Here is a 24,455-nt window from a genome sequence, read left to right on the forward strand (position 1 = left end):
GGGAGGAACTATGGGCTCAGTAATTGAAGTTAATGATATTTCTAAGGTGTATAGATTATATAATAAACCTGTTGATCGGTTGAAAGAAACATTAAGTATACAAAAAAAAAAGTTGCACGTTGATCACCATGCTCTTCAAAATATTTCATTTGCTATTGAACAAGGAGAGTCTATTGGGATTATTGGAAAAAATGGCTCGGGGAAGTCTACTCTGCTTAAGTTAATTACCGGAGTACTTACCCCTACGCACGGAACTATTAGTGTGAACGGCAAAATTGCTGCTTTATTGGAATTGGGGACAGGGTTTAACCCTGAGTATACAGGAATGGAGAATATTTATCTTAATAGTACGATGATGGGTTTTTCCAAGGAAGCTATTGATTCTAAGGTACAAGATATCATCGATTTTGCCGATATAGGGGAGTTTATCAATCAACCCGTAAAAACATATAGTAGTGGGATGTTTGCCAGATTAGCTTTTTCTGTAGCAATAAATGTGGAACCAGACATTCTTATTGTAGACGAGGCGCTATCAGTAGGTGATATTTTTTTTCAAAGTAAATGTTACAAAAAATTCGAGGAGTTCTCCAATAAAGGAAAGACAATATTGTTTGTCAGTCATGATATGGGGAGCATTATTAAGTACTGTAAAAGATCGATTGTATTGCATCAAGGTAAACTAATTTCTGAAGGGCCATCCAGAGAAATGGTTGATATCTACAAAAAGCTAATGAACAATATTGAAGATGAGCATTTGATGCCCTTAACAGATGATGGCAAGGACAATCAAGTTAAATGGTCTGATCAGCTCACAAATAAAAACCCCAACTTTATTGAATATGGCAACAAAGATGCAACAATTTTTGATTATGGTGTTTTTAATCTTGAACAATCCTCGATCAGCACTGTGATGGGAAAAGACTCTTTTTTAATTAATATGAGAGTGGCTTTTAATTCCAAAGTTATTGATCCCATATTTGCTTTCACGATAAAAGATGTTAAGGGTAACGAAATTACGGGAACCAATACCATATACGAAAAAGTGAATACTGGAACTGCGGTTAAGGGGGATATATACGAGATTTCTTTTAAACAGAAAGTGCCTCTCCAAAATGGTGATTACCTTATCTCCCTCGGATGTACTGGCTATAATAACGGAGAATTTCAGATATATCATAGGTTGTATGATATATTGCACCTAAATGTTATTACTGAAAAGGATAGCGTTGGTTTCTTTAATATTGACTCAGTGATTACGTTAAGAAAAAATAAAAAGATGTAAGGTGAAAATATGACGAAAAGTTATCATGTGGAAGAAGTTTATCTTAATATGGAATTTGCTCCTGATGATAATTTATACAGTGATGGAGAAGTAGAAGACAGATTGCTGGATATCTTCAAGAACGGGCAAGATTATAATAGTATATTGGAAGAAAGCAATGAATGGGCTTTACTTTACCATTTATCGGAAAAACGTCATAATTTGCTTAACTGGTATGAATTTGAAAAAAAAGCAGATATCCTTGAAATCGGAGCCGGCTGTGGTGCAGTGACAGAATTGTTTGTGAAAAAAGAGATGAACGTTACTTCAATAGAATACTCACACAAAAGAGCATTAATAAATGCCTATCGGAATAAAAATGCAAAAAATCTGGAGATAATAGTTGGCGATTTTAATGATATTCATTTGGAAAAAAAATATGATTATATAACCTTGATAGGGGTTTTTGAATATTCTGGATTAATCAGTAAAGGTAAATATACAACAATTGATTTTCTGGAAAATATTAAAAACCTTTTGAAACCGGGTGGACAACTTATTATTGCTATTGAGAATAAATTAGGTTTTAAATACTGGGCTGGTGCTGTTGAGGACCATCTTGGGAAACTTTTTTTGAGTATTGAGGGCTATGACCGTAGCAAGGGAATAGAGACATATTCTAAGCAGGAATTAGTGACCCTTCTTAATCGTAGCGGATTTGTGAATACAAAATTTTACTATCCGGTTCCTGATTATAAATTCTGTTCACAAATTTTTTCAGATAATTACCTACCGAGAATAGGACAAGTCAATGATATTGTCACCAATTATGATAGCCCAAGAGTAAGTTATTTTAATGCGGTGAAGTCTATAAACAATATTATCAATAGTAGATATTTTGATGTTTTTTCGAATTCATTTTTAATATTCTCCAAACTTTCTTAATATGGGATGGGTTTGAATATGAGCATTGAATATGTTAAACACTCGTATCATCGTAAAAAACAATACCAAATTAGAACAATTATAAGAAATAACAAAGTTGAAAAGCATCCTGTATATGCTGAAGGAATGTCGCATATTAAGAAGATGGCTGAAAACTATAATTTGCTTCTTAAGACTTATAATAACATTAGCCTATGCCGTAATTCTCTGCATGACCAGTATATTGAGTTCGAGTACATTACCGGGCAAACATTAAATGAACGTCTGCTGAACCTGTCGAATTCTTATAATAAGAATTTATTTCTTACCGAAATTGCATCTGTTATAGAGCGGATTTACCGTATAAGTGATAAAATTCCATTTAGTTACTCGGCAGAATTTTCAGAGGTATTTGGGGATCAATTGAAAGAAATGCCGAATGACTATAAAATGGAAAGTTTTCTACACAGTAATATTGACATCAATTTTGATAATATTATTGAAAGTGACAAAGATTTTAATTGGTACATGGTAGATTATGAATGGGTATATTCATTTCCTGTACCTATCAGATATATTCAATTTAGGAGTCTGTTGTATTTCTATACGGCAAATTCTATGATTTTACAAGAGTTTATCTTATTTGAGGAAATATTAGACCATTTGGAGTTCACGGATTTAGAAGTTAAAACGTTTCAAAACATGGATGAACATTTTATTAAAACTATTACTGACAAATCATATTCGTTAAATAGATTTTCTAAAAAAAGTGTGAATCTTGACCTTGAGACTGCCTTGCATAAGTCAGGAGAGGACTACTACAGTCAGTTATATATAGTAAATAGTGATGGAATGATCTTTGAAAACAACAGTTTGAAAAAGCCAATCCTTCTTCCAGGAAATAGCCCGCAACAAATTTCACAAGTATTTGATGGCTTGAATTTTTCCGAAACTTACGGATTTCGTTTTGATCCATTAAATAGTTCTTGTCTGGTGGAAATCAATAATGTGTATTGTGTTATTGATGAACGCAAATATTCGCTCTCCTATTCACATATGAATGCATTTTTAGTGGATGAGAACAGAATGCTCTTTTTGTCAAAGGATCCTCAAATTTATATATATCTTGACAACATAAAAGAAGTATCTAGAGATTTTCAATTTAATCTAATCATTGATTATACAATCGTAGATGTTGAAATCACTGAGAGTCATTATTATTTGCCTTTTATGAAGAGATATAAGGAAATAATTGATATGAACACTAAATTAAATAGTGAGAAGAAAGTTCTGCTAGAGGAACAAATATCGTTATCTCAGTTGATTGAAAACAAAAACATGCAAATTGAAACGCTTCAGGATAGCTTGCAGTTTACACAGCAGGAAAATGATATTTATATAGAAAAACTTGATATTAAGATTTGCGAAATTCATGAGTTAAACGAAAGAATCGAATCTATGAAGTTTAAGAATAGGATTAAAAAAATATTTAGAAGATAGTGGCCTAAAATCTGTTGAAAAAAGGAACTATGACATATGAATAAATTAAACCAATTAGCCTCTGTAATTATTCCCACAAAAAACGGAGGAGATATATTCAAAAAAGTATTGGTGGAAGTTCTGAATCAGGACTTGGGAGCTCCTTTTGAAATTGTTATAGTAGATTCGGGGTCTTCTGATGGAACAGTTGAATTTATACAAGGTCTGCAAAACCAAAATGAAAACATTCTTCTAAAGCAAATAATGCCCAAAGAGTTTGGACATGGGAAAACAAGGAATCTAGGAGCCTCTTTGGCCAGTGGTAAATACCTTGTGTTTATTACTCAAGATGCTTTGCCCTATGATCAGTTTTGGTTGAAAAACTTGGTTTCGTGCTTTGATTTAGATGAGAGCATAGTGGGTGTATTTGGTAGACACTTGCCTTATGATGATTGTGATATTTTTGAAAAGCATAACATCATAACACATTTCAACAATTTTGGTACAGAGACAACCATATATTATTTGGATGATCAAGAGAGATACAACAGGGAAGAAGGATACAGACATTTATTATGTTATTATTCCGATAATTCCTCTGCAATGCGCAAAGAGATTTGGAATACAATTCCTTATCCAGAAGTTGATTTTGCCGAGGATCAGCTGTGGGCAAGGCAAATAATTGAAAGAGGGTACAAGAAGGCTTATTCTCCCCAATCAGTAGTTTACCATTCTCATAATTACACGTTTAAGCAGCAGTTTAAACGCTATTATGATGAGTATAAGGGTCTGTACCATATCTATAATTACGCTTCTGTTAAGAGTGTTTTTTTATTGCCGGCATATATAGCTAAGCACTTTATAAGTGACGTAAGGTTTTTGCGACACAACACCAATATAAGTCGAAAAAGAAAACTATACTGGGCAGCTTACTCTTTAGTTAAAAATACAGTAAGGTACTCAGGCGCCTATTTAGGAGTTTTGGGAAACAAGTATACGTCACTTAATCGGTTGTTTTCAAGAGAATACAAATTAATAAATAAGTAATAATGAGGGCTGATCATGTATAATGTGTTTCTTTATAATGCTAAAAAAGCAGCAAAGATTATTCAGTCGCAAGGAGTTATAAAAGGCAGCAGAACCGTGATCTCAAAAATAAAGAAAAAAAATGAGATTGCTGTAAATAAAAAAAATGTTTTTAAGTTCTATCATTATTTGTTACTGGAAAATAAAGCAGCTAAATTAATTAATAGGCTTGGAAATGAGTTGAGCCTGGCATGGTTTATTCCTGACTTTGGGATTGGATCAGGCGGTCATCTGAATATTTTTAGAATTGTATATTTATTAGAAAAATTAGGTGTTAAATCAGATATATATATTTGTGGTGGATCTCAATGGGGGGATTCAGCCAGTGTTAAAGGGGTTATTGGGAATTACTTCTTTCCGTTAAAGTCAAATGTTTATATACTTGATGATAAAGTTGATGTAAACATCGAATATGATGCTGCTGTTGCGACTTCTTGGCAAACAGCCTATTATGTTAGATCTTTTGATAATTGTGTGAAAAAAGTATATTTTGTGCAGGATTTTGAACCTTATTTTTATGCTCCAGGAAGTGCATATTCATTTGCAGAACAAACCTATAAATTTGGCTTCTATGGAATAACGGCAGGTGACTGGCTTAAAGAAAAGCTGGCGTCAGATTACGGCATGGTATGTGAAAGTTTTAGTTTTTCATATGAAAAAGATCTTTATAAGCCACAGGAAAAACGGGATAAGGACATACGAAGAGTGTTCTTTTACTCTCGGCCACCTACAGAGCGGAGAGGCTTCGAGCTGGGGATTTTAGCTTTGAACGAATTCTGTAAGAAAAATCCAGACGTTGAGATTGTTATGGCTGGTTGGGATGTTTCTGAGTATGAGATTCCTTTTAAGCATTTTAATGCTGGTGTAGTCAGAATTGAAGAATTATCACATTTGTATGCTCAGTGCGATGTATCGTTAATTCTATCTTTTACAAATCTGTCTTTATTACCTTTGGAATTGATGGCGTCTGGATGCCCGGTTGTAATTAATCAGGGTAGAAATAATGACTGGATCGATCCCGATAAGAATATGTTCATTTATGTGGAAGATGATGTGAATGAAATTGTGGAGGCTCTCGATCAAGTTGTTAATAAAAAAGTAGATGTTCAGATTTTAATGGATAATGCAAGTGATCTGCTGGAGAACTCATCCTGGGAAATAGAAGCGGGAAAAATTCAAACGTATCTCTTTAAAATATTGGAGGGTTAAATGGAAGATGTTGTGATTATTGGTTGTGGATATCTAGGTTCACATTTGGCCAATTATTTTCATGAAAAAGCTTGGTCTGTGACAATTATAGGCAGAGACTCAGAGTACTCGCATTTGCTTTCAGAAGGAATAAGATTTGTTAGAGCTAACATAAACGATATGGAAGAACTCCAGAAATATATTAAGCAAGATGACATTGTTTTGTACGCAGCCGGTTCAATAAACGCAACAAATATGTTTTCAGATGTGTTACCAGACATAGAGTCCTATTATACTTCTTTTGTAAAGCTTATTGAATTCTGTAGCTATGTTAAAGTGAAAAAATTTGTGTTTTTATCCTCTGCAGGAACAGTATATGGCAATACCTTGGCCCGAGCCAAAGAGGATGATTCCATGAATCCAATCAATATATATGGGTTACAAAAAGTCTTTTTTGAAAATTTAATTAAAATTAAGCACAATGAAACTAATAATTTGCCTTATCTTATTTTGAGGGTTACTAATCCTTATGGGGGATTCCAAAATCCCAATAAGAAACAAGGAATCATCCCAGTCCTAATTAATAAAGCGCTAAATAAGGAAGAATTTATATTCTGGGGTAATATTCAGGCTGTTCGTGATTTTATATTTATAGATGATTTTCTGGAAGCAACTTTCCGTGCGATTAAGCTGGCTGACCAAGAGATATTAAATGTTGGCAGTGGAGTAGGCACATCTATAAGTCAGGTTATTTCAATAGTCGAGCAGAGAACAAATCAGAAAATAAACATTGCATATAAAAATACAGGGCAAACTACAATTATGAAAAATGTGGTTAATACAGATAAATTAAATAGTTTAACGGGATATTATCCATCAACTACTCTTGAAGATGGAATAGCCTCTATTATTAAAGGTAATTAAGAAAGAAACATAAAATAAGTAAATTGTTTTTTATATAAAGTCTATTTTTTATATCGGGAGGTTTTTTTTATGAAAGGTATAATTCTTGCAGGAGGTACAGGTTCTCGCCTCTACCCCTTAACCAAAGTAACAAATAAACATCTGCTGCCAGTGGGTAAATATCCAATGATTTTCCATTCCGTATCCAAGCTCAAGCAAGCTGGCATACACGATATTCTTATCGTTACAGGTAAAGAACATATGGGAGATGTCGTTAACCTTCTTGGTAGTGGTCGTGAAATGGGCGTAACATTCACTTATAAAGTCCAAGACGAAGCTGGTGGGATTGCGCAAGCGCTCGACCTGGCAGAACAATTTGTAGGCGATGATCAAATGGTTGTTATTTTGGGTGATAATGTATTTGAAGATGACATTGCACCATTTGTGGACAATTTCCGCAATCAAATCACGGGTGCGAAGATCCTTCTTCAGCAGGTACAAGATCCACACCGTTTTGGAGTGGCTGAGCTTCAAGGGGAACGAATTGTGTCTATTGAAGAAAAACCTAAAAATCCAAAAAGCAATTATGCTGTAACAGGAATTTATATGTTCGATCATAGTGTGTTTGAAATTGTAAAAACACTTGAACCTTCAGCTCGTGGAGAACTTGAGATCACTGACGTCAACAATGCATATATTGCTAATGGAACATTGACATATGATGTTCTCCAAGGATGGTGGACGGATGCGGGAACCCACCCATCTCTTGCACGTGCTAATGAATTAGCCAAGGATATCGTCTTTGGTGAAGAATTTGGAAAATTAAAGCTTTAAATAAAGGGAGGATGCGGACATATGAAGGTAATCCCTTTGAAACTGGAAGGTGCAAAATTGATAGAACCGGTAGCCCATGGTGATCATCGTGGTTATTTTATGGAGAGCTACAATGAGCAGATCATGAAAGACAACGGTATTGACCATGCTTTCATTCAGGATAATCAATCGTTATCTGTAGAGACTGGAGTTATTCGTGGCTTGCATTATCAGCTTGAACCAAAAGCACAGACAAAACTCATTCGTGTGATCTCAGGAGCCATCTATGATGTGATTCTGGATATTCGTAAAAGTTCCCCGACATTCGGTCAATGGGTTGGGGTGATTTTGAGTGAGCACAATAAACATCAATTACTGGTCCCTAAAGGCTTTGCTCATGGATTCTGTACGCTTGTGCCTAATACTCAGGTGTTTTATAAGGTAGATGAGTATTATTCACCTGAGAATGATCGTGGTATACTCTGGAATGATCCCGCACTTGGGATTGATTGGCCTACTTCCCATGCAATTCTTTCGGAGAAAGATCAGAAGCACCCTTTATTAGCAAACGCGGAGATTAGTTTCGAATAGATAGGAAACAACAAAGTGGGGGCATTATCCATTATTGATGGTTCCTTCTTGTTTTAAGTGCGTGTTATGTATATATCGGAATTTATTTTAGGAGGCCTTTATGAAACTTCTTGTCACTGGCGGTGCCGGATTTATTGGCAGTAACTTTGTATTGTATATGTTAAAACAGCATCCAGATTACCAAATTGTGAATATAGATGCGCTTACGTATGCAGGTAATCTGGAAAATTTGAAATCCATCGAAAATCATCCCAATCATACCTTCGTGAAAGCAGATATTACTGACGCGCAAGCGATTGATCAGCTGATGCAGCAGGGAATCGATGTGGTAGTGAATTTTGCGGCAGAGTCGCATGTGGATCGGAGTATTCTAGAACCGGAAGTATTTGTTAAAACAAATGTGTTGGGTACTCAAGTACTGCTGGACGCAGCTAAGAAATCTAATGTGATTAAGTTTGTACAGGTATCGACAGATGAGGTGTACGGTTCTCTGGGTGAAACAGGCTTGTTTACTGAGGAAACACCGCTACAGCCTAATAGTCCTTACTCTGCTTCCAAGGCAGGCGGCGATCTGTTGGTTCGTGCATATCATGAAACCTTTGGTTTGCCAGTGAATATCACGCGTTGTTCTAACAACTATGGTCCGTTCCAGTTTCCAGAAAAACTCATTCCACTGATGATCTCGCGTGCGTTGAGTGATCAGCAGCTACCTGTATACGGGGATGGCTTGAACATTCGCGATTGGTTATATGTAGAGGATCATTGTAGTGCAATTGATCTGGTCATTCATCAAGGGAAGCTCGGTGAGGTATACAATATCGGTGGAAATAATGAGCGGACAAATGTGCATATTGTCAAAACGGTATTGGAGGAGCTGGGCAAGCCAGAATCTCTGATTTCGTATGTGCAGGATCGCCCAGGTCATGACCGCCGTTATGGTATTGATCCAACGAAGACCATGAATGAGCTGGGCTGGAAGCCAAAGCACTCTTTTGAAACAGGCATTAAAGAAACAATCCGTTGGTACTTGGACAACAAAGAATGGTGGACTCGTATTCAATCCGGCGAATACCAACAATATTATGCTAAGCAGTACGGTTCCCGCTTGGGGGATGCGTAAGATGAAGGTGCTGGTTACTGGAGCATCCGGTCAACTTGGCAAAGATGTATTGAACGTTTTTCAGAACCAGGGACATGATGTCTTTGGATACGATCGGGAACAGCTGGATATAACGGATTTGGAGCAGGCTGTAAAGATCGTGGGACAGTACCAACCTGATGCTATCATCCACTGTGCAGCGTATACGGCAGTGGATGCAGCCGAGTCTGATATAGATGCGGCTTACCAAGTCAATGCGTCGGGAACACGAAATATGGCGTTGGCTGCGGAAAAAGCAGGAGCCAAGCTGGTGTATATCAGCACGGATTACGTGTTCGATGGAACAGCGGAGCAGCCATATCATGAGTATGACAATACAAATCCGCAGAGTATTTACGGAAAGTCTAAGCGGGCCGGAGAGATACTGGCCCATACACTTTCCTCCAGATATTTTATTGTTCGTACTTCTTGGGTATACGGATTGCACGGGAATAATTTTGTAAAAACAATGCTGAAGCTTGGGCAGGAAAAGCCGCACCTTCAGGTTGTGAACGACCAGAAAGGATCACCTACCTATACGGTGGATTTGGCTCGCTTTTTGGCAGAATTGGTTCAAACTGAGAAGTACGGCGTATATCATGCGTCCAATAGCGGTTCTTGCACCTGGTATGAGTTTACGCAAGCTATTTTTGAAGAAGCAGTAGGCTTATTAGATGCTACGATAATTGCCAAACTTGAGCCATGCACGACTGATCAGTTTCCAAGACCGGCAGCACGTCCAAGAAATTCGGTCATGGAACATATCGCAATTCGTACCAACGGTTTGAACGATCTTCGCCATTGGCGGGAAGGTTTACATTGTTTTATAAAAGAACTAGCTGATTTTTGAAATGATAATTAGAATGTTAAAGAGATCCCCCTATAAGCTACAGAAATTGGGGGATTTTTTCTTGTGCTTAGTAAGAAGGGCAGTCTATAGTGTATATAATAGCCAGAGTATATTCATATAGTAAGGACACGAGAGTGTTTTACAAGGGGGAGATCATCTGCTAGTTTCCAGAGTTCAGATCCTATTATCTACTTACAACGGAGAACAGTATATTGACGAGCAAATTTTAAGCTTGATTAGACAAGAAGGCGTGTCGGTTCAAATATTGATTCGTGATGATGGTTCAACAGATAATACTTTGGGTAAGCTGGAGCATCTAAAAAGGCTGTATCCTCAACAAATTGTTATATTTAAGGGTGAGAATAAAGGGGTTGTGCAGAGTTTTTTTGACCTCGTACTAATGTCTTCCAATGAGTTTGATATTTATGCATTCTGTGATCAAGATGATGTTTGGAATAAGGATAAGTTAATAAGTGCAGTATCCTGTTTGAATAAACTAGCTGATAACGTTCCTTTAATGTACTGTTCTGCAACCCAAATGGTGGATCAGCGGCTATCTCCTATGAAAAAATGGCCTGTAGCTCCGCAAAGACCCTTATCTCATTACAATGCATTAATTGAGAACGTATGTGTTGGTTGTACAATGGTATTCAATAAAACCACAATGGAATTGGTGAAAGAAACCCCCCCATTAAATATAAATAATGTCATCATGCATGATTGGTGGATTTACTTGTGCGTTTCATCCTTTGGAAGGGTAGTTTTCGATCCCGAGCCGAGGCTTCTCTATCGTCAACACAATAATAACGTTCTGGGGGGAGCAGGAGATGGATGGAGAAGCAAGTGGAGCAAAAGATGGAATAGATTCTTAAACGGAAAAAATCATTATATTTTAAGTAAACAGGCTAAAGAGTTTGCAGATACATTTCAACAGAGGTTTGATTATCAAAAACAACAGGAAATTTCCGAATTTCTTAGTTTTCAAAGCAAAAATATAATTGGGCGTGCGATATATATTTTTAGAGCACCATTTTATAGGCAGTCTGCAATTGACAATTTGATTTACAAATTTGTTTTTATAATAGGTAAGTTATAAAATGATGATGCTTATTTTAAATGGGATCTTAAAATGCTTGCTTAATGTAATAAAGACCACGGTTTTGTTATAAGGCTATTCTGTATACCTGAACTATTGAAAGGATGTTAACCTGAATGCATTTATTACCCATAAGCAAGAAACTTAAGACTATATACAGTCTAATTTTTATTTTTATAGCAGCGGTAGTAGCTTTTTTTGTTAATGACACAAGCGATCGTAATATACTTTTTTTGGCTTATATCGATATATTTATTTTTGCGTTCTTTCTGTACATTTTGTCGAAACAGAATTTTGTACGAAACCGAAAAGAGGCGATTCTATACACATTATCTTTTATGTGTATAGCTTTACTCGGAACCGTGATTATAAGCTATATTTATTCTATTGAACGGACGATATACTTTTCGGATAATGCTTTTTATTGGAGTAAGAGCAATGTTTTTTACCAAGGCCTCGATAAGAGTTTTTTTGAAATAATTTATAAAGTATATCAGTCTGTCCTTCATGAAGACTATAATGATTTGGTTCTTTTGTTTTTAACTCCCTGGATTAAAGTGTTTGGTTTTGGGTATAAAGGCTACATATTAAGTGTATTTTTTGCCTTTATCCTACCAGCGTTATTTTTCTTTGTTATATTGTCCAGTAATCTTATTAGAAATATTAAAGAGTATAAAGAGAATAATGTACACATAGGCGGGATCCTATTGGTTGTAACGCTTATGATTTTTTCTTTTAGCGGCGTGGTGTATTCCAGCTTGATTGGTTACCTTGATGGAGTAGGCCTCATACCTATTATGATGTTGTATCTTCTTCTGTATAAAAAGAGAATCCAATCACTTAGTGTTCAGGAAATTATAATTATGGTTATCCTGCTGATCTCACTTCCCTTTTTGCGTAGATGGTATTCTTATTTTGTAGTATCTTTTTTCGCAGCAGTATTTGTCACTGAACTTATTAAAAACTTTTGGGATAAGCAATATGGGTTAAAGGACCTCATTCGTAGTGTTTTTAAGCTGTTTATAATTGGAATAGGATGTTTGTTAGTATTATTTTTGTTTTTTAGGTCTTTTATTTTACTGAGTATACGTGATGTAGGCAAAGGGGTGTATGAGTATAACAACCATCCTCCTCTGGATAAATTTATTGAGATGCTTAATTATTTCGGTTTAATTACCATGATTTTAGTACTAACTGGAGCAATTATTGGTGTCATTTTAAAAAGGACTCGATATTTCGCCATTTTTTCAATATTGCAGAGCTGCTTTGCTTATCTATTAATAACAATGGAGCAGGGGATGTCACCTCAGCATATTTTATTAGTTTCAACGGGTATGATGGTGCTTGTTTTTATGAATTTCAATTATGTGTTGTTAATAAAAAAACGCTATGCTAATTTGTCTATATCTAAATTAGATTTGTGCTTCAAGCTATTGCTTACTGCTTGCTTAGCGGTAAGCACACTATTTATAGCTAATGGCTATTTCACTAATTTGCAAACCAATGTTGGCAAAGTGACCTTATTACCAAAACACATAGAGCCTAGAGTTAACAATGATATTGATAAGCTCACGGAAATAACTAATTTTTTAAATAGTGTTTCAAGTCCAAGTAAACCTGTATATGTAATCTCGGGAAGCTGCTGTTATGATGATATTTTCAATAATTTGTATCTTCCTGAACAAAAAAATGCATTGAACTATTTAGTACGTTCATCCTACAATGATGCTTTAGGATTTCCAGATTTATTATTCAGGTCTGGGTTTGTTGTAGTAGTTGAACCCATCGCATCCAATGAAATGACTGTAAAAACAACCGCTGAGTATTTCCTCAATGGTCGATTTGATAATTATTCCGTAATAAAAACAGTTAATCTAGTTGGCAATACAAAGGTCACTATTTTTGAGCGTATGAGGCCATTTTCTAATTCATCATTGCAAGCTCTAAATGAAATGCAAAAAGATTTTTTTGACAAGTATTCTGACAAAAAAGAACTATATAAATTTTCTGATTATAGGGTTAATATCTCAAAAACTTACTCTGGATTGCCTAATGTTGAAGTTAGGTTAACGCCGGATAAAATAGCAATTCACCCTGGAGAAACCAACGATGCTAAAAGTGTTTCCTATATAGAAGTAGATTCACAAAAATCTCTTAAAGGACTCTCCTTTACTGCTTCTATGGAAACGGTAGATAAGGATATAGCTAAAATGCCAGAAGCTGCAGAAGTATATTTAACAATTTTAGGGGATGGGAAACAGTTAAAAAAAGAGTATATTACAATTAATAACCCCAAAGTATTCGATGTAGATATTTCTCAATATAAAAAAGTGGTGATTCAGGTTGATAAGGGGAAATATTCGAATAATAGCGATACTACTCAGATTAAAGATATTAAATTCAAATGATGTTTTGATTTATTAAACTATCAACCATACTATCAATAAAATAAATTTTAGAATATTGTTGTTTTTTTTGGGGCCGGAAGGTTTTAGAATTATAATGGTTTTCAATTTGAATAAATATGCTATAAAGAAGGGGTCTCTATGTTTAGAACTATAACAATTCTTATACCTGCATATAATGAAGAAGAAGTTATTTACCAACTTTATTCTCGCTTAACTAAAGTGATTGATTCTATTACTGGTTATAATTTTGAATTATTATTCGTAAATGATGGAAGTAAGGATAACACGGTTGAAATTATTAAAAATTTAGGTAAGAAGGATAGAAGAATTTCATTAGTCGACCTATCACGTAACTTCGGAAAGGAGGTTGCGATGATTGCTGGATTAGACTTTTCCGTGGGGGATGCTGTTGTGATTATTGATGCAGATCTTCAGGACCCTCCTGAGTTAATTGTTGAGATGATTAAATACTGGGAGCAGGGCTATGATGATGTATATGCCAAGCGGGCAACCAGAGCGGGGGAAACCTGGTTTAAAAAATGGACAGCATCCAGCTTTTATAAATTGCTTCAAAGAATGAGTAGAATTCCTATCCAAGAAAACACAGGGGATTTCCGATTGCTTGACAGGCGTTGTATCGAGGCATTAAAACAGTTGAGAGAAACACAAAGGTATACAAAAGGTATGTTTAGTTGGATTGGATTTAACAAGAAGGAGATTTTATTCAATCGTGACTCTCGTGCGGCGGGAGAAACAAAATGGAATTATTATAAGCTTTTAGATCTGGCTATTGAAGGAATTACTTCTTTCACAACGGCACCCTTAAGATTATCTGCAATGCTGGGGGTATTTATTTCGATAGGCGCATTTTTTTACATGATTTTTATCATAATTAGGACTCTTATTTTTGGAGGCTCTGTTGCTGGTTATGCTTCACTTATGACAGTAATTTTATTTCTTGGAGGAATACAATTGTTGTCTCTCGGTATTATTGGTGAATATCTAGGCAGAGTATTTAATGAAACCAAAAGTAGACCACTGTATTTTGTCAAAGAGTATAACAATGGTAAGGGTGCTATCTCGGAACAAAAATATATGGAAAATAGATTCTCTCGGGGTCGGATATGAAATTAGGTAAGGAACTTGTCAATTACGTTGTTTTTGGAGTTCTTACAACTATTATAAATTTGATTATTTATGCCCTCTTTACAAAAGTATTGGGTGCAGATTATAAGCTTTCTATCACTGTAGCTTGGTTGATATCTATGATATTTGCTTTTGTAACGAACAAGCTATATGTATTTAAAAAAAATGACTCTCGATTAACTTCGTTGCCTAAAGAGTTCTCTTTATTCTTCCTGATCAGATTGTCATCTCTTTGCCTGGACTTCATTTTAATGATTGTGCTTATCCAAAATGTAAGGATGGATGATTTTCTAGCAAAAATTATTGTTAACTTTATAGTTATAGCAGTGAATTACTTGGCAAGCAAATACTTGGTATTTATGAAAAGAACAAGTGACTAAATTATTGGGAATTGTCACGCTTTCCGATTAATTACAGGATTTTCATGAATACAATTAAGATGAACTAATTTCCATATAAATATGGCAAGCGCTCTTTCTGCGCATGGCATTCTAATTAACTACGTTAAATTAGAATGCTGATAGCTCATGATGGTTTGTTGTGTAATGGTGTATATTATCATTTTACGCGAAATCAGCATGGGCTTTTCTTTTCTCTTAACATACTCCATATGTCATACTACTACAATCTACATTGGAAACATAAGTAAATATTTTCTGCATAATGATAAACAAGTTCTGAAGTTCAATACTTATGGCAAATCGTAATTCATCGGTGGTTTTTTGTTAATTCAGTGGGGATTAAATGAAAATATAAAGCTTCATTTTGATAATTGTTCAAGCTTATACTTTTTTATTAGACATAACTATTTTATTGAAATACCATCGAATGCGTGTTCCTTTTTGGAAATATATAGTATAATTGAAGCGTGCAACCGATAGAGCTGGCAAGGGCGGTCGGCTAACTCTCCCGAGGAGGGGGGTGAAGCCTGTGACAGTGTTTGAGGCGCTCAGTTTAATGCTGACGTTCGGGGCGTTAATCGTCACACTGTTAGAGTTTAACAAACGAAAATAGACCGCCCCCGCAAGGAAGGGTCTATTTTCGGCCTGATTGTTCTAAAACCGTCCGCTCTTGGAGCGTTGGTTGCGCGGGGCTGGCTGGCACCAGCCCTTTTTCCATGTATATCTTACCACGATGAAATTTAGACCTCAACCGAGGATTTTACAAAAATCTAATAAACGACTTCCAATGAACAATATATAGATCGAAATGGTTTCGTTTGTCTATATTTGCACTTTGGAGCGACTGGAATCGAATTTTGTGAAATTCTACTAACTATGCAAGGTTACAAGTTATGTGCTTTTTTGCGCCCCGTGGCCTGCACGGTATGCTATAATAGGCGATAGTAGAATAGATTACTGAATTTGTCAGGAGCGTTTTAAATATGGATGTAAGCATACTGGTCGTCAACTATAATACGTGTCGATTGACGCTGGATTGTTTGCAGTCAGTGTATGCGTCAAAGACGCAGTATCGATATGAAGTGATTGTTATCGATAATCACTCCAGTGACGGGTCTGTTGAGGCTATTCGTGCTGCGTACCCGGATATTACATTGATAGCTAATAAGGATAATACAGGGTTTGCCAAGGCGAACAATCAGGGGATGGAAGTAGCTAGCGGGCGTTATGTATTGCTATTGAACTCCGATACGTTGGTGCAGCCGGATACGCTGGATACAATGATTCAGTTTATGGATACACACCCGGAGATGGGGGCATCGGGCTGTAAGGTCATTCTGCCGGATGGCTCGCTAGACAAGGCTTGTAAGCGAGGGTTTCCAACGCCGTCGGCGTCTTTTTACTATGCTTTCGGCTGGTCGAAGCGTTACCCGGATAACCCGAAGTACAACCAATATCAGCTTGGGCATCTAAGCCCCGATGATGAGTATCCTGTAGATGTACTGGTTGGTGCTTTTATGCTGGTGCGTAAGGAGACGATTGACCAGGTCGGCGGATTGGACGAAACCTTTTTTATGTATGGTGAGGATATAGACTGGTGTTATCGGATTAAACAAGCCGGTTGGGGCATTTACTACTACCCACGCACATATATTATTCATATCAAAGGAGGCAGTGCTCGCCGTCGTCCTTTGAAAATTATTTATGAGTTTCATAGAGCGATGTGGGTATTTCATCGTAAGCATTATAAACAGCAATACAGCTGGATCACCAACATGGCTGTATATACGGGAATTACGGTGAAGTTTGGAATGGCTTTTCTTAAAAATAAGTTGTCTGCACCGGTTAAGCCGGACGGCGGGGAACAATCTCGTACTGAGGTGAAAGCATGATACGCAGAAATCAGCGTTTTTTAACCCAATTATATATTGTGGCGGATTTCGCGGTCATTCAGTTATCTTTTCTGATCGCTTGGTTTTTCAAATTTGAAAGTGAATGGATCACTTATAAAGAGCCGCTTCCTATTCAAGTATATGGAGGGTGGAGCTTAATATACGGTCTGATTGCTGTAGTGCTGGGGATGTTATTCTCACTCTATTCGCCAAAGCGCAAAAAGAGGTTTGCAGATGATGTATTTCGCGTAACCCAGATTCACATTGTTGGCCTGTTTGTGCTGTTGAGTGTAATGTTTTTCGTAAAGCAAATCGACATCTCGCGGTCCTACCTGGCGATCTATATGGTTGGTAATGTGCTGATTATTTTGTTTTATCGTTATTTTTTGAAGCAAATTCTTAAAATTCTCCGTCAAAAAGGATACAATAAGCAATTCATGCTCATTCTTGGAGCAGGTTCTTTAGGCCAACGATTTTATCATAACCTTGGACAGTATCCTGATTTAGGTTATGAAGTAGTGGGATTTCTGGATGATAAACGGCATTGGAACGAAGAGGAGGAAGCTCATTTTCGTCCGATTCTTGGAGGATTAGATCAGTTGGAGGCAACGCTGTCACGCCTGATGATTGATGAGGTCATTCTGGCGCTGCCGCTGGATGCTCATGATAAGTATCCCAAGATTATCAACATGTGTGAAAAGGCTGGAGTACGCACGCTTATTATTCCCGATTTCTTCGATTATTTGCCGGCACGACCTTACTTTGACAACTTTGCAGGTATGCCGATGATCAATGTACGAGATATCCCACTGGATGTAGCAGGGAATCGATTGTTTAAGCGTCTGTTTGATATTTTATTTTCTTTATTCGCCATTATTCTGACCTCTCCCATTATGCTGGCCGTGGCGATTGGTGTGAAGGTTACATCGAGAGGCCCCATTATTTTTAAGCAGGAGCGGGTAGGCTTGAATCGTCGCACCTTCCGGATGTACAAATTTCGTTCGATGAGGGTACTGCCACCTGGAACTGAAGATACGGGCTGGACGACTGCTAATGACCCAAGACGCACACGTTTTGGTACTTTTATTCGTAAAACGAGTCTCGATGAGCTGCCACAGTTTTTCAACGTACTGTTAGGTGATATGAGTGTCGTTGGCCCACGTCCGGAACGGCCCTATTATGTGGATCAATTCCGTGAGGAAATTCCAAAATACATGGTGAAGCATCATGTTCGTCCTGGAATTACAGGTTGGGCACAGAGTAACGGTTTACGTGGAGATACATCTATTGAGGAACGGATTAAGCACGACATCTTCTATATTGAGAACTGGTCGCTCTTATTCGATATTAAAATTATTTTTCGTACAATCCGTAACGGCTTCAAAAACGCTTATTAATTCAGAGCGCCCTTCGGCTTAGCCGGAGGGTATTTTTGTGTCTATTACACTTCCATAGCCAACGTCCCGAGATTTCAATAATAAGGCCAATGAATACGCGCTTCACCAGTTCAGTACTATTTTGCCTACTTATATGTACATTTTTTAGTTCAGCTGATATAGAGCTGTTTTGAGTAGGTGTATGTAGGGTATTGACCTGTACGAAAAGGATGTGACACCCTATGAAACGAGTGATTGCTGCGGTTATTCTTTTAATGTTAATCGGTACATTTTTACTGGCTTACAAAGGACAATCTACAGAAGAACATACTGGCTTTACCACACACCGCGTAATTTCGCATGCCATGGGAGCCGTTGATGGTTTGGCTTATACCAATGCGCGTGAAGCGTTTGTAGAAAATTATAAAAAAGGCAGCCGTGTATTCGAGGTCGACCTGATGTTTACTTCGGATGGACATTTGGTGGCACGCCATGAATGGACAGAATCCTTTACAAAACAAATGCAACAGGAACACGCAGTTGCTACAGAGCAGGGCGGAAAGCCTTGGAGCTATCATCAATTTAAAAACACCCCTATACACGGTTCCTATACTCCACTAGATTGGAAGGATGTATTGGATTTATTGGAAAAGTACCCGGATGCCTATATTGTGACCGATACGAAAGAACAGGACTCTGCCCAAATCAAACGGTTGTTTGCGCAACTGACCCGTCAGGCTCAGGAGAAAAATCCCGAACTTTTATCTCGTATTGTCCCTCAAATTTATAATGAGGAAATGCTGCAAACGTTACGGAGTATCTATCCTTATACATCCATTATTTATACGCTCTATGCTACAGAAGATACGGATGACCAGATCATTCAATTTGTTCAACAACATGATATAACGGAAGTAACTTTACCGGAAAATCGCGTGAATGGTGCCTTAGTTGAAAGTTTGCGTCAGGCAGGGGCAGTGTGCTATGTAAATACGATTAACGAGTTGAAGGATGCTACTGAGTACGAACAGATGGGTGTAAGAGGTTTCTATACAGACGTTTTAACGGAAAAAGAACTTAGTAGAGGCAGTTGGTTGTATGCGCTGAGACCATAAGCTGTCTGAACTCGGTGTTCCCATTTGATACGAACATTGACACCTTTTAAGCACTGTCATAGACTTAGCATAGAACGCTTTTGGATATTAAAATTCGGCTCGTCTGGATGATGATAAAAGCAATGGATGCTGGAGGAATGTGTGTTGGCAGATTCAATTCAATCATGGAGGCATGTATTTAAGCTTGATCCTGACAAGGAACTGAATGATGAAGCGCTTGATGCCGTGTGTATGTCTGGTACGGACGCCATTATGGTAGGCGGTTCATCGGGCGTAACGTATGAAAATACGGTGGATTTGCTGTCACGGGTTCGGCGTTACGAGGTGCCGTGTGTGCTTGAGGTATCCGATCTGGAAGCTGTAGTGCCGGGGTTTGATCTATATATGATTCCCATGGTGCTGAATACCAGTGACAGTAATTGGATCATGGGCCAGCACCAACGTGCGATTGAGCAATTTGGTTATATGATCCCTTGGGAAATGCTTGTGACGGAAGGATATATTGTTTTGAACGGTGATTCCACCGTCGCTAAGCTTACCAGTGCGGATACTTCGCTGAGTGCTTCTGCTGCCGCTTCATATGCACAGATTGCTGACAAGCTTATGAATCTACCGATTGTATATGTGGAATATAGCGGTGTCTTTGGAGATATGGAGCTGGTACAACAAATACATCGTGGTATGGAGCGATCTCGTGTCCTATACGGAGGAGGGATCGTGGATAAATCTACCGCGTTACAAGCAGCAGCTGTTTGTGACACCATTGTAGTAGGAAACATTATTTATCGTGATTTGGCGAAAGCGCTGGAGACGGTAGCTGTGAAATTGGAAGTATAGATCGTGAATTTTATGAAGGCTTAGAGAAAGGAGCATGCACGCATGCAATCAATAGATATACACGAGGCGGTAGCACGCCTTAATCAGCCTCAGCGTCAGGCCGTGGAGGCTGTAGATGGTCCGCTGCTGATTATGGCTGGCGCAGGCAGTGGTAAGACGCGGGTGTTGACGCACCGAATAGCTTACCTCATTGCGACCCGCAAGACGGCTCCATGGGGGATTTTGGCGATTACCTTTACGAATAAGGCCGCGCGTGAAATGCAGGATCGCGTATCCAAGCTAATTGGCCCGCAGGGGAGAGATGTGTGGGTATCCACCTTTCACTCCATGTGTGTGCGTATTTTACGCCGGGATATTGAGCGGATCGGCTTTACCTCCAATTTCAGCATCTTGGATTCTACGGATCAATTGTCTGTCATTCGGAGCTGCATGAAGGACTTGAATATAGATACTAAGAAGTTTGAACCCAAAGCGGTTCAGTCTATGATGAGTACGGCTAAAAATGAATTGGTCACTCCCGAAATGTATGAGCGCAAGATTGGCGATTATTTTGAAGGAATTGTGGCGAAGGTATATACCAAGTATCAACAACGGCTCAAAAATAACAACTCTCTTGATTTTGATGATCTGATCATGGCAACGATTCAGCTCTTTAAAGAAGTGCCTGAGGTGCTTGATTTCTACCAAAAGAAATTTCAATACATTCATGTTGATGAATATCAGGATACGAACCGTGCGCAGTACATGCTGTGCAAAATGCTGGCTGACAAGCATCACCGGCTATGCGTTGTAGGTGACAGCGACCAATCCATCTATCGGTGGCGGGGGGCGGATATTAGCAACATTTTGAACTTTGAAGAGGATTACCCAGAAGCACGTACTATTTTGTTGGAGCAGAACTATCGCTCAACTTCGAATATTCTTAATGCGGCTAACGAAGTCATTGGCCAAAATACAGGCCGTAAGCCGAAAAAACTATGGACCGACAAAGAAGGCGGTGCCAAGATTAAGGTTTATCGTGCTGACTCCGAACATGACGAAGGCTACTTTATCGCCTCAGAAATTCATAAGAATATAAAGGCGGGCAAAACCTATAGCCATCATGCTATTTTGTACCGAACGAATGCCCAGTCTCGGGTAGTCGAGGAAATTTTGATTAAATCGGATATTCCTTACCAAATCGTGGGCGGAATCAAGTTCTATGATCGTAAAGAGATTAAGGATTTACTGGCGTATCTTCGCCTACTGTCCAATCCTGACGACGATATCAGCTTGATCCGAATCATTAATGTACCCAAACGAAGCATCGGCGACACAACGGTTGGCAAATTACAGGCAGCCGCGGCGGAACGTGGGGTTTCGATTTTCCGTGTGCTTCAAGTGGTGGATGACTTGGGCTTTGCTGGGCGCACACGCAATGCGCTTGTAGAGTTTTACGATATGATCGAGGGTTTAAGTCGGATGGTGGATTATCTGTCAGTTACTGAGCTGACCGAAAAAATGCTGGAAACCACTCAATATCGAATGGAACTGCAAAACGAGAATACACTTGAGTCACGCTCGCGTTTGGAGAATATTGATGAGTTTCTGTCGGTAACCATGGAATTTGAAAAAGGGACGGAAGACAAGTCGCTTGTCTCCTTCCTGACCGATCTTGCTCTGATTGCCGATATTGATTCCATGAATGACGATGAAGAGGAGCAAAGTGATGCGGTTGTATTAATGACCATGCATAGCGCTAAAGGATTGGAGTTTCCTATCGTATTTATCGTCGGTATGGAGGAGGGGGTATTCCCTCACAGCAGGGCCTTTTTGGATAATGAAGAGCTGGAAGAAGAGCGCAGATTGGCGTATGTCGGGATTACCCGTGCTGAGGAGCAGTTGTTCCTCACATGCGCACAGATGCGCACTCTGTTTGGACGTACCACAGCTAACCCGCCTTCCCGCTTTCTCGAAGAGATTCCGGATGAGTTAAAAGAGGATACGATCATCAAGCGTGACCGCTACCGTCGTTCAGGCAATGTAGGCGGATCTTATGGTGGCCGCGGACTGGGCAAAAGCAGTGGCAGCAACTTTGGTGGAGAGCGCTCGTTTGATACGATGAGCCGTAGTGGCTCGTCTGCTTCCGCGTCGCCCCGCGTAACAGTGACCACTTCCTCGCCCGCAAAACCAACTTCGACTGCTTCGACAGGAGGTCCATCCATTTTTGCTGCCGGAGACAAGGTACAGCATGGCAAATGGGGAATTGGAACCATTGTAGCTGTAAAAGGGACGGGCAATGATATGGAACTTCAAATTGCTTTCCCGGCTCCAGTAGGGGTTAAGCGACTGTTGGCTGGCTTTGCGCCGATTACAAAAGTAGAATAAATCTTAAATCTCAAATTTCATTAAATCTCGAACCTCATAGGGCAGCTTGGCTTAGGCCTCTGCCCTAATGAAGTTCCCGGAGGGATACGCCTGCATGAACCCAATGCACAGGATGGAGCAGCTTGTTGCTGAACTGAACACATATAACTATCACTACTATACATTGGATGACCCCCAGATCAGCGACAAAGAATATGATGTGCTTTATGACGAACTGGTAGCACTTGAACAAACAAGCGGTCTTGTACTGCCGGATTCGCCAACACAGCGTGTGGGTGGGGAGATACTCAAGGGCTTCACACCGCATCGCCACCTCGCTCCATTATGGAGCCTTGATAAAGCTCAGAATATGGAGCAGCTGCGTGCATGGAACGCGCGTGTCGTGAAGCTGGTCAATGATTACAATACCAAGAACCCGGAGCAACCCTTGCCATCTCCAGGCTATGCGATAGAACTAAAATTTGATGGACTGACGCTGAACCTGACGTACACGGATGGACAACTGGTGCAGGCTTCTACCCGTGGTAATGGTGTGGTAGGTGAGGGGATACTGGCACAGGTAAAGACGATTAAATCCGTGCCACTTAAAATTCCTTTTCAAAATGGAACTATTGAGGTGCAGGGAGAAGGGATCATGAATCTCTCCGTACTGTCCAATTATAATGAGAAGGCCGTAGAGCCTCTTAAAAATGCACGAAATGCCGCAGCAGGGGCTTTGCGTAACTTGAATCCCAAAGTAACAGCAGAGCGGCGTTTGAATGCATTTTTCTATAATGTAGGCTATGCGGACCGTATTCAGTTTAACAGCCACCAGGAGATGATGACCTTCCTGCGTGAAAATCATTTCAAGGTAAACCCATACCTAACTTACTTTGATAATTTTGATGATGTAATGGAGCAGTTAATTGAGATTGAAGAATCCCGTGCCGGTTTGGATTATCTTATTGATGGGGCAGTATTGAAAATTACAGATATGCGCACACGTGAGGTTCTCGGATATACCGATAAATTCCCACGCTGGGCGGTGGCATATAAGTTCGAAGCAGAGGAAACGACTACGGTGCTTAACTCGGTCGAGTGGAATGTAGGAAGAACCGGGAAGATCACTCCACTGGCTAGGGTAGAACCGGTAGAGCTGGCGGGAGTCACTGTACAAAATTGTACGCTGAACAATGCTGGTGATATCGAGCGTAAGAACCTGAAGTTTGCCTTGGGGGCGCGTGTGTTTATTCGTCGCTCAAACGATGTTATTCCTGAGATTTTGGGAAAAGTAACATCTGAGAACGATGGGGAGGAAATTGTTGTTCCAGAGCATTGTCCAGCTTGTGGATTTCCGTTGCAGCAGCGAGGCGCCCATTTATTTTGTGACAATAAGCTAGGTTGTAAACCACAAATTGTGGCCCGCATTTCCCATTTTGCATCACGTGATGCCATGGACATTGAGACGTTCAGTGACAAAACAGCCATCCAACTGCATGATGAACTGGGAGTTCGTGAACCTGCGGATCTGTATACTCTGCAATATGATGATCTTGTGAAGCTGGAGCGGTTTGGTGAGAAAAAGGCCAATAACCTCTTGGCGGC

General features: G+C 38.9%; 21 protein-coding genes (1 of these 21 only partly in view). All 21 read left to right on the forward strand.

Features of this window, described 5'->3' with window-relative positions; translation table 11 throughout:
* Positions 1-10 precede the first annotated feature (10 nt).
* Positions 11-1,282, forward strand: a complete 1,272-nt coding sequence (locus tag BN1546_RS14200) for an ABC transporter ATP-binding protein (protein ID WP_090738044.1) — start codon at positions 11-13, stop codon at positions 1,280-1,282.
* Between the two features lie 9 nt (positions 1,283-1,291).
* Positions 1,292-2,206 (forward strand): class I SAM-dependent methyltransferase, encoded by a 915-nt coding sequence (locus BN1546_RS14205; protein WP_255305364.1) that lies wholly within the window; start codon positions 1,292-1,294, stop codon positions 2,204-2,206.
* 18 nt (positions 2,207-2,224) lie between these two features.
* On the forward strand, positions 2,225-3,685 hold the full coding sequence (locus BN1546_RS14210; protein WP_090738046.1) for a hypothetical protein: 1,461 nt from the start codon (positions 2,225-2,227) through the stop codon (positions 3,683-3,685).
* 36 nt (positions 3,686-3,721) lie between these two features.
* Positions 3,722-4,711, forward strand: a complete 990-nt coding sequence (locus BN1546_RS14215; RefSeq protein WP_090738048.1) for a glycosyltransferase family 2 protein — start codon at positions 3,722-3,724, stop codon at positions 4,709-4,711.
* Positions 4,712-4,726: 15 nt separating this feature from the next.
* Positions 4,727-5,959, forward strand: coding sequence for a glycosyltransferase family 4 protein (locus BN1546_RS14220; protein ID WP_090738050.1), 1,233 nt, complete (start codon positions 4,727-4,729; stop codon positions 5,957-5,959).
* Complete coding sequence (locus BN1546_RS14225) at positions 5,960-6,862, forward strand: NAD-dependent epimerase/dehydratase family protein (RefSeq protein ID WP_090738052.1); 903 nt, start codon at positions 5,960-5,962, stop codon at positions 6,860-6,862.
* 69 nt (positions 6,863-6,931) lie between these two features.
* Complete coding sequence (locus tag BN1546_RS14230) at positions 6,932-7,675, forward strand: sugar phosphate nucleotidyltransferase (protein WP_090738054.1); 744 nt, start codon at positions 6,932-6,934, stop codon at positions 7,673-7,675.
* 21 nt (positions 7,676-7,696) lie between these two features.
* Positions 7,697-8,245 carry a dTDP-4-dehydrorhamnose 3,5-epimerase gene (gene rfbC / locus BN1546_RS14235; protein ID WP_090738056.1) on the forward strand — a complete coding sequence of 183 codons (549 nt, stop codon included), beginning with the start codon at positions 7,697-7,699 and terminating at the stop codon, positions 8,243-8,245.
* 100 nt (positions 8,246-8,345) lie between these two features.
* On the forward strand, positions 8,346-9,365 hold the full coding sequence (gene rfbB / locus BN1546_RS14240) for a dTDP-glucose 4,6-dehydratase (protein ID WP_090738058.1): 1,020 nt from the start codon (positions 8,346-8,348) through the stop codon (positions 9,363-9,365).
* A gap of 1 nt (position 9,366) precedes the next feature.
* Positions 9,367-10,233 (forward strand): dTDP-4-dehydrorhamnose reductase, encoded by an 867-nt coding sequence (rfbD, locus tag BN1546_RS14245; RefSeq protein WP_090738061.1) that lies wholly within the window; start codon positions 9,367-9,369, stop codon positions 10,231-10,233.
* Between the two features lie 178 nt (positions 10,234-10,411).
* A complete protein-coding gene (locus BN1546_RS14250) occupies positions 10,412-11,329 on the forward strand; it encodes a glycosyltransferase family 2 protein (protein WP_304364168.1) in 918 nt (305 codons plus the stop codon).
* Between the two features lie 116 nt (positions 11,330-11,445).
* Complete coding sequence (locus tag BN1546_RS14255) at positions 11,446-13,737, forward strand: hypothetical protein (protein WP_090738065.1); 2,292 nt, start codon at positions 11,446-11,448, stop codon at positions 13,735-13,737.
* A gap of 138 nt (positions 13,738-13,875) precedes the next feature.
* Complete coding sequence (locus BN1546_RS14260) at positions 13,876-14,865, forward strand: glycosyltransferase family 2 protein (RefSeq protein ID WP_090738067.1); 990 nt, start codon at positions 13,876-13,878, stop codon at positions 14,863-14,865.
* Positions 14,862-15,263 (forward strand): GtrA family protein, encoded by a 402-nt coding sequence (locus BN1546_RS14265; protein ID WP_090738069.1) that lies wholly within the window; start codon positions 14,862-14,864, stop codon positions 15,261-15,263. Before BN1546_RS14260 ends, BN1546_RS14265 begins: the two co-directional genes overlap by 4 nt.
* A gap of 556 nt (positions 15,264-15,819) precedes the next feature.
* Entirely contained in the window at positions 15,820-15,897 is a 78-nt protein-coding gene (locus tag BN1546_RS28505) for a putative holin-like toxin (RefSeq protein ID WP_354005523.1), read from the forward strand.
* Positions 15,898-16,267: 370 nt separating this feature from the next.
* Entirely contained in the window at positions 16,268-17,176 is a 909-nt protein-coding gene (locus tag BN1546_RS14270) for a glycosyltransferase family 2 protein (protein WP_016324754.1), read from the forward strand.
* Positions 17,173-18,573, forward strand: coding sequence for an undecaprenyl-phosphate glucose phosphotransferase (locus BN1546_RS14275; protein ID WP_013373301.1), 1,401 nt, complete (start codon positions 17,173-17,175; stop codon positions 18,571-18,573). The genes BN1546_RS14270 and BN1546_RS14275 overlap by 4 nt, the downstream gene beginning before the upstream one ends.
* Positions 18,574-18,794: 221 nt before the next feature.
* Positions 18,795-19,667, forward strand: a complete 873-nt coding sequence (locus BN1546_RS14280; RefSeq protein WP_058830155.1) for a phosphatidylinositol-specific phospholipase C/glycerophosphodiester phosphodiesterase family protein — start codon at positions 18,795-18,797, stop codon at positions 19,665-19,667.
* A gap of 126 nt (positions 19,668-19,793) precedes the next feature.
* Positions 19,794-20,504: a heptaprenylglyceryl phosphate synthase gene (locus BN1546_RS14285; protein WP_090738071.1), complete on the forward strand. Its 711-nt coding sequence runs from the start codon at positions 19,794-19,796 to the stop codon at positions 20,502-20,504.
* A gap of 42 nt (positions 20,505-20,546) precedes the next feature.
* Entirely contained in the window at positions 20,547-22,871 is a 2,325-nt protein-coding gene (gene pcrA, locus BN1546_RS14290; protein WP_058830154.1) for a DNA helicase PcrA, read from the forward strand.
* 94 nt (positions 22,872-22,965) lie between these two features.
* A protein-coding gene (ligA, locus tag BN1546_RS14295) for an NAD-dependent DNA ligase LigA (protein ID WP_013373297.1) crosses the window boundary here: on the forward strand, positions 22,966-24,455 show its 5' portion. It continues 526 nt past the right edge of the window; 1,490 of the gene's 2,016 nt are visible here — the first part of the coding sequence; its start codon is at positions 22,966-22,968; its stop codon lies beyond the right edge, outside the window.

This window comes from Paenibacillus sp. Mc5Re-14, from assembly GCF_001049835.1.
In the GTDB taxonomy this organism is placed as follows: domain Bacteria; phylum Bacillota; class Bacilli; order Paenibacillales; family Paenibacillaceae; genus Paenibacillus; species Paenibacillus polymyxa_C.